At 69.3% G+C, this 11,830-nt stretch carries 11 protein-coding genes; 9 read left to right on the top strand and 2 right to left on the bottom strand.

Annotation, left to right across the window (positions count from 1 at the left end; genetic code table 11):
* The first annotated feature begins 84 nt into the window (after positions 1-84).
* The 6 genes from ABH941_RS00115 to ABH941_RS00140 all read left to right on the top strand — a co-directional run bounded on the left by ABH941_RS00115 (position 85) and on the right by ABH941_RS00140 (position 6,057).
* Positions 85-768 carry a type III effector protein gene (locus ABH941_RS00115; protein ID WP_370126414.1) on the top strand — a complete coding sequence of 228 codons (684 nt, stop codon included), beginning with the start codon at positions 85-87 and terminating at the stop codon, positions 766-768.
* Between the two features lie 211 nt (positions 769-979).
* Complete coding sequence (gene htpG, locus ABH941_RS00120; protein WP_370126415.1) at positions 980-2,926, top strand: molecular chaperone HtpG; 1,947 nt, start codon at positions 980-982, stop codon at positions 2,924-2,926.
* A 316-nt stretch (positions 2,927-3,242) separates the two neighbouring features.
* Complete coding sequence (locus ABH941_RS00125) at positions 3,243-3,419, top strand: hypothetical protein (protein ID WP_370126416.1); 177 nt, start codon at positions 3,243-3,245, stop codon at positions 3,417-3,419.
* Positions 3,420-3,782: 363 nt separating this feature from the next.
* Positions 3,783-4,094 (top strand): hypothetical protein, encoded by a 312-nt coding sequence (locus ABH941_RS00130; protein WP_370126417.1) that lies wholly within the window; start codon positions 3,783-3,785, stop codon positions 4,092-4,094.
* A gap of 215 nt (positions 4,095-4,309) precedes the next feature.
* The gene (locus tag ABH941_RS00135) at positions 4,310-5,134 is read left to right on the top strand and encodes a hypothetical protein (RefSeq protein WP_370126418.1); all 825 of its coding nucleotides are present in this window, start codon (positions 4,310-4,312) and stop codon (positions 5,132-5,134) included.
* Positions 5,131-6,057, top strand: coding sequence for a hypothetical protein (locus ABH941_RS00140; protein WP_370126419.1), 927 nt, complete (start codon positions 5,131-5,133; stop codon positions 6,055-6,057). The genes ABH941_RS00135 and ABH941_RS00140 overlap by 4 nt, the downstream gene beginning before the upstream one ends.
* Positions 6,058-6,281: 224 nt before the next feature.
* On the opposite strand, the gene ABH941_RS00145 is transcribed toward ABH941_RS00140, so the two are convergent.
* Positions 6,282-6,503, bottom strand: a complete 222-nt coding sequence (locus ABH941_RS00145) for a hypothetical protein (protein WP_370126420.1) — start codon at positions 6,501-6,503, stop codon at positions 6,282-6,284.
* 364 nt (positions 6,504-6,867) lie between these two features.
* On the opposite strand from ABH941_RS00145, the gene ABH941_RS00150 reads away from it, so the two are divergent.
* From ABH941_RS00150 to ABH941_RS00160, 3 genes are all read left to right on the top strand, one after another.
* Positions 6,868-8,166: a hypothetical protein gene (locus ABH941_RS00150; protein ID WP_370126421.1), complete on the top strand. Its 1,299-nt coding sequence runs from the start codon at positions 6,868-6,870 to the stop codon at positions 8,164-8,166.
* Between the two features lie 135 nt (positions 8,167-8,301).
* A complete protein-coding gene (locus tag ABH941_RS00155) occupies positions 8,302-8,472 on the top strand; it encodes a hypothetical protein (RefSeq protein WP_370126422.1) in 171 nt (56 codons plus the stop codon).
* Between the two features lie 78 nt (positions 8,473-8,550).
* Positions 8,551-10,194 (top strand): PucR family transcriptional regulator, encoded by a 1,644-nt coding sequence (locus ABH941_RS00160; protein ID WP_370126423.1) that lies wholly within the window; start codon positions 8,551-8,553, stop codon positions 10,192-10,194.
* 34 nt (positions 10,195-10,228) lie between these two features.
* Here ABH941_RS00160 and ABH941_RS00165 read toward each other — a convergent pair whose 3' ends face one another.
* Positions 10,229-11,827 (bottom strand): NCS1 family nucleobase:cation symporter-1, encoded by a 1,599-nt coding sequence (locus ABH941_RS00165; protein WP_370126424.1) that lies wholly within the window; start codon positions 11,825-11,827, stop codon positions 10,229-10,231.
* Positions 11,828-11,830 lie beyond the last annotated feature (3 nt).

Consider the following 11,830-nt stretch of genomic DNA (forward strand, 5'->3'; position numbering starts at 1 on the left):
CGCACCGGTGCGGTGCGGACGGAAACCGTTGTAGCATGTCGTCTCGGCGATGACAAACAAGCCGTCAGCGAAAGAGTGACCACCATGGACGTGCACGACCACGCCGGCGAGGCGGGACCGGTCTCCTTCCTGGCCGCCGCTTCCGCGCTGGGGATGATGGACGCCGCCGCCCGCACAGCCCGCCACGCACCCCCCGACACCAACGCCCAGGACGATCCCCAGCAGGCTCTTGCGGCGCTGATGCTGCTGCGGCACGTCCGTGAGGAACTCGCCGGCTGGGAGACCGGGCTGATCGAGACCGCCCGCACCGCAGGCGCCACCTGGGCCGACCTCGCCGAATCCCTAGGCGTCCAGAGCCGCCAGGCTGCCGAACGCCGCTACCTGCGCCTGCGCCCCGACCAGGCTGCGGGCACCACGGCGGGCAGCACCGGCGAGCAGCGCGTCCAGGCCGCCCGCGACCAGCGCGCCGCCGACCGCGCGGTGACCGGCTGGGCCCGCGACAACGCCGCCGATCTGCGCCGCCTTGCCGGGCAGATCGGCGCCCTCGACGACCTCACCACCAGCGCGGCCCCGGCCATAAAGCGTCTCCTGGACGCGCTCGGTGACAACGACCCGGCCCGCCTGCTCGCCCCTCTCGCCGAAGCCCGCCCCCACCTGGTCGAGGCCGGCCACCCGAAGATCGCCGACCGCCTCGACGAACTCACCGCCCGCGCCGACCGGCTGCGCGCCGGCAGCGGCCGGCAGCGCCGCACCCCAGCCGGCCCATGACCGCCCCGGCCACGACCGGGTCCGTTCCTGTCCTGCTACGGCACCGCCCGCCCCGGCCACTCGCGCCCCGAGCAGCCCTACCAACCCCTCAGTCACGTCTGAGACGCCCCGACCGGCTGGCAGGCCGACCGGAACCCACTGCGGTCCGCCACCTGCGCCCCAGCACCGACCCGACCCGCACCCTTTCCGCCATCCGAAGGAGACAAGGCCCGTGGCCAGCACGACCGAGACGCTGGAGTTCCAGGCGGAGACCCGCCAACTGCTGCAGCTGGTGATCCACTCGATCTACTCGAACAAGGACATCTTCCTGCGCGAGCTGATCTCCAACGCCTCCGACGCCCTCGACAAACTCCGCCTGGAATCCCTCACCCACACCGACCTCGACGCGGACACCTCCGACCTGCACATCACCCTGGAGGTCGACAAGGACGCCCGCACCCTGACGGTGCGGGACAACGGCATCGGCATGACCCGCGACGACGTCGTCGACCTGATCGGCACCATCGCCAAGTCCGGCACCGCCAGCCTGCTCGCCAAGATCAAGGAAGCCAAGGACGCGGACACGGCCCAGCACCTGATCGGGCAGTTCGGCGTCGGCTTCTACTCCGCGTTCATGGTCGCCGACAAGGTCACCCTGCACACTCGGCGGGCCGGCACCGAACAGGGCACGCTGTGGGACTCCGACGGCGAGGGCACCTACACGATCGCCGAGGCCGAAGGTCTGCCGGTCGGCACGTCGGTCACGCTCCACCTCAAGGCCGAGGACAGCGAGGACGGTCTCGGCGACTACCTCGCCACCTGGAAGATCCGCCAGATCGTCAAGCAGTACTCGGACTTCATCCGCTGGCCCATCCGCATGGCCACCGAACCCACCGAACCCACCGACACCGCCGACACGGACGCCGGCGCCGACGACGCGACCGCAGGCCGGCCGGAGACCCTGAACTCGATGAAGGCCCTGTGGGCCCGCCCGCGCAGCGAGGTGACCGCGGACGAGTACAGCGAGTTCTACCAGCAGATCAGCCACGACTGGCAGCCCCCCGCCGAGACCATCCACATGCGCGCCGAGGGCACCTTCGAGTACGAGGCGCTGCTGTTCCTGCCTGCCCACGCCACGTTCGACCTGTTCTCCCGCGACACCAAGCGGGGCGTGCAGCTGTACGTCAAGCGCGTGTTCATCATGGACGACTGCGACGCGCTGATGCCGAACTACCTGCGCTTCGTCAAGGGCGTTGTCGACGCTCACGACCTGTCCCTCAACGTCTCCCGCGAGATCCTCCAGCACGACCGCCAGATCACCGCCGTGCGCCGGCGCCTCGTCAAGAAGGTCCTCGCTGCGATCAAGAGCATGCAGGCCACCAGGACGGACGCCTACACCACGCTGTGGGAGCAGTTCGGCCGGGTCATCAAGGAAGGCCTGATCGAGGACCGCGACAACACCGACACGCTACTGGAACTGCTCTCCGCCGCCTCCACCCACAACCCGGACGCGACGACCACGCTGCGCGAGTACGTCTCGCGGATGAAGGACGGTCAGAACACCATCTACTACCTGACCGGCGAGAACCGGGCGATGGTGGAGAACTCCCCGCACATGGAGGCCCTCACCGCCAACGGCTACGAGGTTCTCATCCTCACCGACCCCGTCGACGAGGTCTGGACCGACCAGGTCCCCGCCTTCGACGGCCACCGCTTCCAGTCCATCGCCAAGGGCCAGGTCGACCTCGACCGCGCCGACGAGGAGGACGAGGACGCGAAGGCGGCCAAGGCCCAGCGCGACCAGGACTACGCCACCCTGCTGGCCTGGCTGCAGACCGCCCTGGCCGAGCATGTCAAGCAGGTCCGCCTCTCCACCCGGCTCACCACCTCCGCCGCGTGCCTGGTCGGCGACGCCCACGACCTGACCCCCACCCTGGAGAAGATGTACCGGGCCATGGGCCAGGAACCACCCGCCGTCAAGCGGATCCTCGAACTCAACCCGAGCCACCCCCTCGTCACCGCCCTGCACCGGGCCCACGAGGCGAATCCGGACGACCCCGCTCTCACTGAGATCGCCGAACTGGTCCACGGCAGCGCGCTGCTCGCCGAAGGCGGCGATCTCCCCGACCCCGCCCGCTTCACCCGCCTCCTCACCGACCGCCTGACGCAAGCCCTGTAACCCCGCGGAGTGCGGCCGACCTGGAACACGACCGGTCGGCGGCACCCACTCCCGTCGTGGGCGCCGGCTTGCCCTGGAACGGCACGAGGAGGGACCGATGATGTCGAAAACGGTCCCGGGTCGGACCAGACCAGTCCCGAAGCCGCTGCCGACCTCAGAGCCCAAGGGGGTTGCCGTGAGTGCACAGAAGTCGTCCCAGGCCGACCTGATGAGCCCCCTCGCACCGCGGGGTTCCGGGGACGGGGATGCGCACCAGAGGGCAAGGGGGAAGCCGCCCCGGTTCCGGTTGCGGTCAGGGGACTCGCGCGACCTGCACGTGCGCTTGCTGCTCACGCTGCTGTTGTGGATCCAGCGCTACTGCGATGATGCCCGCGCCGACGGTTCGATGAGCGAGGACGGCGACGCGTGGCTGCACCGCCGTTTCGTGGAACTGCTGGAGCGCGACTTCGCCCGGCACCACGACGTGGACCACTACGAGGACCTGGGTGCATGAGCACCTGCGGTCGACACCGAAAGGTCCATCCCACCTGCATGGATGAGGTATTCGGCAGGGGCGACGCCGCCGTGCTGGTCACCGCCGCCAGCGTCCAGGACAGCACCGCCGGCCCGACTTGGCCACGGCCACCGAGCACCGGTTCACCGCGCTGTACGAGCTGCTGACGGCCCATCCGGGAACCCACGCTTCCAGGCTTGACGCTGTACCGGCCGACGCGCTTCACGAAGCACGGCCCGACGAAGGCGAGTTCACAGTGTGGGCGTACGCCCCCCGGCTCCACGTGCTTCGTGCGCCCCCTCAGCGGACGGTGGTCAGGGAGCTACGCTGAGCGCACTGTGCGCATGCAGCCGGGGGGTCACGATGTCCGTCACACCATCACCGCAGCTCACCACGTTTCCCGACGAAATCCAGGAAATGGCGCAGCGGTTCCTCGATTTGCGGAGGGGTTCCGACCTGACGGGGAGGCTGTCGGCTTCCACGATAGGGACAGAGGGGAGCGAAACCACCGAGCGCAGTGAGACCACGGAGAGCAGCGAGAACACCGAGCGGACCGAAATCGGCCAGTTCGGGGAGCGCAGCGCAGTTCCAGACGGGGTGTACTCGCCTGAGCCGCAGGACGGTGAATGGGGGCTGATATTCCGGCCTGCGGCGCAGCCGGCCAGACGTGGCTGACGGGGAGAGGCAAAGAGGGAATCCGGCGCACCAGCAGGTGGAGCGCCCGTTCATTCCCGCCAGTGCGCGTCCTGATGTGACGTCCGACCTCTCCAGGCGGGCCTGGCAGCTCGCTGCGGCGCTTGCCGCCGCTCGGTCCGGCGACTGCGCCGCACAACGGGCTGAACCGTGGTGGACCACGCAACGGGAGCCCGGTGCGGAGCTGGGGGAGTGCGGTGACGATCCTGGTTCTCGCCCCACCGGGTGATGCGACGGCCCTCCGATTCGCCGAGTTCGCCGAAGCCAGGGGGAACAGGGTGGTGGTGTCCGACGGCCGCTTCGATGAGGTCGCGGTGACGGTGATGGCAGACCGGAACGGCGCAGCCAGGGTGGACCTTCGCGTCGCGGGCGAGGAGGTGCGTGGCGTGTTCAACCGGGGGATCCGTCCTCCGGACATCGTCGGCAGTGACGCCGCAGCCGGTGAGGCGGTATTCGTCCATGCGGAGTCGCTTGCCGTCTGGTGGTCGGCGCTCGCCCTGTGGCATGGGCCGGTGGTGAACAGGCCGTCGACACAGGGGTTTCTTCCACACTTCGACCCACTGGAGGCGCGCGACCTCCCCGGCGTGGGACTCCCTTCCTCGTCGATCGGAGTTCAGCCGGATCGGGTACCAGCCGGAGAACGCATCAACGTACGTCGAGTCCGCGACGGAGCGTTCCTCGGGCACGGGACGGACGGGACGTCCCGCGGCGTGGACGAGATCCTGCAGTTCACCCACTTTCATCCGGAGCGGACCCGACACATTCTGCTGGCCGGGGACGGCGAGTTCGATCTCTCGGAGTCCACCGGCCACCTCAGTTCTGCGGACGGCGCCCGCCTGGCCCCGATCGTGAAGCGTCTCCGTACCGCCGGAGTCACGTTCTGCCTCTTCGTGGTCCAGCCGGAGGATGAGGGCATCAGACTGCTTGACTTCTCCTGCCATCCGATGCTCCATCAATTCGGACGACTGAAAGAGCAGGTCTTCCGGTCCCTTCTGCGCAGCCTCCTGGCCGGGCCGTCGTGATCCTCTCCATCGGCCTGGCCGCCGACCCCACGTTCGTGCGCGGTCTGCGCGCCCTTGCGCACGCCGGAATCCCCTTCAACGTGGTCGATTTGCCGACCCTCGCCATGTCCGGGGACGTCGACATCCCGCTGGACAATCTCCGGGAAACCCGCATACGCGCCGGCGAAGACGCGACGGAGCTGAGCTTCCACGACGTCAGCGCGGTGTGGTGCCGCCTGCTGAACGTCAGCGACGCCGCTCCCGACGAGAGACTGGCGCACCGAGCCGACGGTCAGGTGCAGGCGCTGTGTCGACTGCTGGGAGCCATCGATCTGCCTGTGCTCAATCCTCCCCTACGCGAGGCGGCCAACTTCAGCAAGGTCTTGCACGCCGTCTCGTTGGCACCTGCCTGCGGCTGGCGAACTCCCAGATCGTGCCTCACCAACGATCCGACAACGGCCCAAGCGTTCATCCGGAGCTGCTCCCAAGGAGCGATCTTCAAGGGAGCCAGCGCGGCCAAGACCTGGGCGACCCTTTTCGAAGGAGAGCACGAGCCGCGCCTCCCACGGCTGGTCCACACTCCGGCTCTCTTCCAGGAGAGGATTGTCGGCCCGGACGTGCGCGTGCACGTCGTGGGCGACCGCGCGTTCGGTGAGGTGATCCACTCGCCGCAACTCGACTACCGCGCGGCGCGCGGTGCCAACCGCTTCGCCGCACTTACGCTTCCAGCCGATGTCCTCCACGGATGCCGTCGCCTTGTTGCCGAATCTCGCCTTCCTTTCCTCGGAGTCGACTTCAAAATCCAGGAGTCGACCGGCGAGTGGTTCTTCCTCGAGGCCAATCCGATGCCCTGCTACGAGGGCTACGATATCCGCGCTGACGGGGCGATCTCGAAGGCGATCGTGGAGTGGCTGACGACCTCGCGCGCGACCGTCTTCCCCTAGCGGGTGGTTTGTTGACGGCGGCTCAGGTCCGCAGTCGGCCGGTAGCAGAGGAACGTCGCCTCGCTGTCCGGGGGAACTCGTGATGACCCGTCCACCCTGGCACGGCCCGTGATCCAGGAGAGCATTCCGCCCACGGCGGCGTCGACGGCCGATTCGTCGCGGTTCGCGTTCACGCGAGCCGCAGGGCCCTGGAACGCGGGTTCCAGGGCCCTGATCGACCACTGTCAGAGTGACGGGGTGGTCTGCACCGAGGCGAGGCTCAGGAGCGGCGAAACGGGCAGGGTGGCGACCACGGACTTGGCAGTCCCGACAACGTCGCCAATGCCCACGGAGGCGCCGTAGCCCAGGACGCTGACGCTGGCGTCGGCGACACCTCCGGAGATGCTGTCCAGCTCGCTGTCGGAGATCTCGTAGGTCTCGATCTGCGACTCGGCGTTCTTGCGCATGGTTTCCTCTTCCATTCACGTGCGCCCGGAGGCGGGTGTGGAACTCTTTTCGCACGCTCTACGCAGCTCGACGGGTGCCGGGTTACAGCCCTCGGCCGATCCTAGGAGTGGCGTCGGTCACACGCGGCGTGCCGAGCAGTCCGATGGTGAGGAGAATCCCGGCCCCGCGGTCTCCAGGCCGATGCCGGCGGTGGCACCGGTGACCTGGGCAGTGCGGCCGGCGAAGGCGAGGAACGGCGGGCACCACCTCGCCGCCTCCAGCCGCTGACCGGTGCGACTTACGGCCTCGGCCCCGTGGTGATCGGCGGGCTACGACACGCGGTTGCAGCACTGTCTACACGGATGTAGACGCTAGTGTCGCGGCATGACGACTTCGACGACTACCGCGACCCGCAGAGGCGCCTCGGGCAGCCGCCTGTTGAACAAGGTGCCGGAGGTCACGGTCTGGTTCTGGATCATCAAGATCCTCTGCACGACCGTCGGTGAGAGTTTCGCCGACTACATCAACACCACGCTGGGCTTCGGCCTGACCAACACCATGCTGTTGTTCACCGCGGTATTCGCGGTCGTGCTGACGGTCCAGTTCCGCACCAAGCGCTACAGCCCGTTCCCGTACTGGCTCACCGTGGTGGTGGTCAGTGTCACCGGCACGCTGTACACCGACATGCTCACCGATGAGCAGCACGTCCCGCTGTGGCTGAGCTCGACGGTGTTCTCGGTCCTGCTGGCCCTGGTCTTCGGGGTCTGGTGGCTGCGCGAGCGGACCCTGTCGATCCACAGCATCACGACCTTCCCCCGTGAGGCGTTCTACTGGCTGACCGTCCTGGTGACCTTCGCGCTGGGCACCGCCACCGGTGACTGGACGCTGGAGCTGACCAACTGGACGCCCGCGCAGTCGGTGCTCCTGCCGCTGGGCCTGATCGTGTCGATCACCGCGCTGTGGAAGTTCGGCGCCAACCCGGTTCTCTCGTTCTGGCTGGCCTACATCCTCACCCGCCCGCTGGGCGCCAACATCGGTGACTGGCTCGCCTCCCCGAAGGCCGCGGTCACCCCCGGCGACCCGGTGGGACTGGGCCTGGGCACCTTCGCCACGAGCCTGGTCTTCCTCGGCGCGATCCTGGTGACGGTCATCTATCTGACGGTCAGCCGCAGCGACGTCGCCGAGACCTACGAGATGACGCACGAGCCGTCGACCACCACCAACGCGCGCAAGGAGCACATCGCGCTGGGAGCCTTCGGCGTGATCGCCGCCGGCACCGTCGCGCTGATGATCTGGGCCCACAACCAGCCCCACGTCACCTGCGACCCGACCGGGCAGAGCGAGACGATGCCGGCCTGCCCCACGGCGGCCCTGACCGGCAGCCAGAGGACCACGGCAGTGGCGAAGTACGAGAACCTCGCCCAGACGGCGATCAGCCAGGACCGGGCCGGAACGGCCGCGGCCTCCCATGCCACCGTGCAGAAGATGCGCGACGACTGGGACGCCGACGCCACCTCGCTGCAGGCCGTCAACCACTCGACCTGGACCCTGCTCGACGACCGGATGGATGCGGTCCTCAAGGCGTACGCCATCGACCACGGCAACATCCAGCCGGCTCCAGCCGCCGAGCAGGAGAAGCAACTCAACACCCTGCTGGGCGACCTCCAAAGCCACAGCTTCTGAGCCCGAATCCATCGGGCGACAGCCGGTCCAGGGTCCGGACGTGACAGCGGAGATACTCTCTGAACAGGGAAGATGTGACTCTTTCAGGGTTGCATCCACCGGGTCTGGAGGAGCATCTCCGCGACGCGGTCTGGCATGTCGCTGCGAGCGGCTTCTGCTGTGTTCGACGAGTCGGATCTGATCGGGGACGCCGGGCTGGTGCTGGTGCCCTGGCCCGCGTCCTGGAAGCGGTCGGTCACCGTGGCTGCGGCAACGGTCCTTTTCGCGTTGGCCCGTAGGGCCAGGGTGGCGGCGGCCGGGGCGTAAGCTTCGCGGAATCGAGAGTGCCGGATTCCGGTTCAAGCACCGGGTCCGGCCCCAGCACACTCAGCGAGGTCGGTCCGCGTGAGCGACGAGACACCCCCCGGGCCGGACACCCGGGACCCGGCCGGCCGGCTCACCGTGCGCGACGTGCTGGGGCTGGACCTGATGGCCACCTGGGGACCCGAGGTGGTGGCCGGAGCAGCCCATCTGGACCGGCCGGTGCGCTGGCTGCACGTGGCCGAGGCGGCGGACGTGGGGGTGATGCTGACCGGCGGCGAGATCGTGCTCACCACCGGGCTGCTGCTGGCCGGCGACGAGCAGGCCCAGGTCGCCTACGTCGAGTCGATGCAGCGGGCCGACGTGGCGGCCGTCCTGCTGGGTCTGGGCCGGGCGTTCCGGACCACGCCTCCGGCGATGCGCCGGGCGGCGGAACGGTGCGGGGTGCCGCTGATCGTGCTGCACCGTCCGGCGCCGTTCGCCCGGCTCACCGAGGAGGTGCACTCGCAGCTGGTGCACGGCAGGTTCGCCGCGCTCAACCTCTCCGATCGGATCCGCTCCTCGCTCACCGCGCTCAACCTCTCCGGCGCCCCGCTGCAGCAGCTGCTCGACGAGATCGCCTCCTTCGGCGGCTGCCCGGCCGTTCTGGTCAACCTGGCGCAACGGGTACTGGCCACCGCGGGGGACCGGAACTCGCTGAGCGAGCTGATGCGCGACTGGGACCGGGTCTCCCGGCAGGTCGCCGAGCTGGTGCGGAACGACCCGGTGACGGTCGGCCCGGACGGCTGGATCGTGGCGGCGCTGGAGGCCCGGGGCCAGCGGTGGGGGTGGCTGGTGCTGTTCGGCTACCCGGGCTCGGAGGAGTCCGGCCGGGTGCTGGGGCAGCGCGCGGCCGAGGCGCTGGCCATGCACCGTCTGCTCGGCGACCGCGACCGGGGCTGGGAGGACCACGCGGCGCAGTCGCTGCTTGGCGACCTGGCCTCGGGCGCGGCCCGGCCCGAGCAGTTGCTCACCCGGGTCCGGGCCGCCGGACTGCCGGTGAACCGGCGCACTTTCGTGCCGGTGGTGGTCCGCGAGCTGGCCGGCAGTGCGGCCGACCGGGAGGGGCTGCCGCAGCTGCTGGACCGGATCCTCGGCGAGGAGTCGGTGGCGGGCCTGGTGGGAAGCATCGGTGCGGACGGCACGGCGGTGCTGCTGAGCATCCCGCACGACCAGGACGCCGATGCCGCGCTGCGGAGGGTCGCGGTGCAGACCCACGAGCGGTTGGCGGCGCGGGGGCGCCGGGCCGTGGTCGGGGCGGGGTTCGGCTGTGCCGTGCTCGACGAGGTACGCCGGTCCTTCGTCGAGGCGGTGCACGTCGCGGATGCCGCGGTGGCGGGACCCCCGGCCACCGCGGTGGCGCGGCTGCGCGACGTACGGTTGCGCGGGCTGGTCCGGCTGCTGCGGGACGAGCCGGAGCTGCAGGCGTTCATCGAAAGGGAGTTGGGGCCGCTGCTGGAGAATGCACCGCTGCTGGCGGTGCTGCGGACCTATCTGGAGACCGGCCGCAACAAGTCGCTGGCCGCTCAGGCGCACCACGTCAGCCGACCCGCGCTGTACCGGCGGCTGGAGAGCATCCAGACGCTCCTGGACGTCGACCTGGACGACTGGGAGCAGCTGACCTCGCTCTATGTCGCGCTGCTCGCCCACGAGGCGCAGCAGGCTGCGGGCCCTGAGGCCGCCCGGTAACGGTGAACCGGGCGGCCCGTCGCCGTGACCGGCCTCAGCTCTCGGCCGTGGCCGGCGTGTTCGAGACTGGGGCGTTCGAGACCGGGGCGTTCGGCTCCGCCGGCGGGGCCAGGCGGGTGAAGCCGACGTAGAGCACCAGCGCGGAGGCCAGGCCGACGGCCCAGCCGTAGTCGGCGAGCGGTTGCAGGAAGGGGATCACGCCGCCCGTGGGGAAGGGACCGCCGTAGGAGCCGCCGACGGCCAGCAGGCCGCCGACGACGAAGGCCACCACCGCCCGCCAGTTCCAGCCGGAGGCGTACCAGTAGCGGCCGCCGGGGGTGTAGAGCTGGTCCAGTTCCAGGTGGGTGCGGCGGATGATCCAGTAGTCGGCGATGAGGATGCCGGCGACGGTACCGAGCAGGCCGCCGACCACGCCGAGCCAGGTGAAGATGTAGACGTGCGGGTCGGCGACCAGCTTCCAGGGGAAGATCACGATGCCGACCAGGCAGGCGATCAGCGCGCCGGTGCGGAAGCTGATGATCTTCGGCAGCAGGTTGGAGAGGTCGTACGCGGGGCTGACGACATTGGCGGCGATGTTCACCGACAGAGTTGCCACCAGGACCACCAGCAGGGCGAAGAGGGTGCCCACGACGCTGTTCATCTTGGCCGCGAGCGCGATCGGATCCCAGATGGGCGTTCCGTAGACGGCCTGGGAACCGGAGGTGACCAGGACCGAGAGCAGGGCGAAGAGGGTCATGGTGGTGGGCAGGCCGAGGGCCTGGCCGCGGGTCTGGGCCTTCTGGCTGCCGCCGAAGCGGGTGAAGTCGGGGATGTTGAGCGCCAGTGTCGACCAGAAGCCGATCATGCCCATCAGGGACGGGAAGAAGATCTTCCAGAAGCCGCTTCCCCAGCCGAGCTTGGAGGGCTGGGACAGCAGCGGGCCGAAGCCTCCGGCCTTGACGGCGATCCAGGCGAGCAGGGCCAGCGCACCGGCGATGACGAAGGGCGCGGCCCAGTTCTCGAACCGGCGCAGCGTCTCCATGCCGCGGCAGATGATGGCGATCTCCAGCGCGCAGAAGAGCAGGAAGGAGAGCCACTGCGTCCAGGGGAAGCCGCCGATCGCCGAGGCGGTCTGCCAGCTGTGCCCGAAGAGCTTGCCGGCCAGCAGGAAGATGCCCTCGCCGCCGATCCAGCTCTGGATCCCGAACCAGGCGCAGGCGACGGCCGCGCGGATCAGCGCGGGCAGGTTGGCGCCGCGCAGGCCGAAGGAGGCGCGGGCGAAGACCGGGAAGGGGATGCCGTACTTGGTTCCGGCGTGTCCGGTGAGCAGCATCGGGACCAGCACGATGACGTTGGCCAGGGCGATGGTGAGCACCGCCTGCTTCCAGTCCATGCCCAGTGCCACCAGGCCCGAGGCGAGGGTCCAGGAGGGGATGTTGTGGGCCATGCCGACCCACAGCGCCAGGAAGTTGTAGGTGGTCCAGCGTCTGCGCTCGACCGGGACCGGCATCAGGTCCTCGTTGGTGAAGCGCGGGTCGGTGAGAGTGACTCCGGCGGCGAGTTCGACTCTTCCGTCGGGATGGGCGGTCTGCGCCGCCGTGGGCAGGGGCGTGACTGTGGACGGCGTGACTTTTGACGGCGTGACTTTTGACATGGA

This window comes from Streptacidiphilus sp. EB103A (assembly GCF_041261405.1).
Taxonomy (GTDB): domain Bacteria; phylum Actinomycetota; class Actinomycetes; order Streptomycetales; family Streptomycetaceae; genus Streptacidiphilus.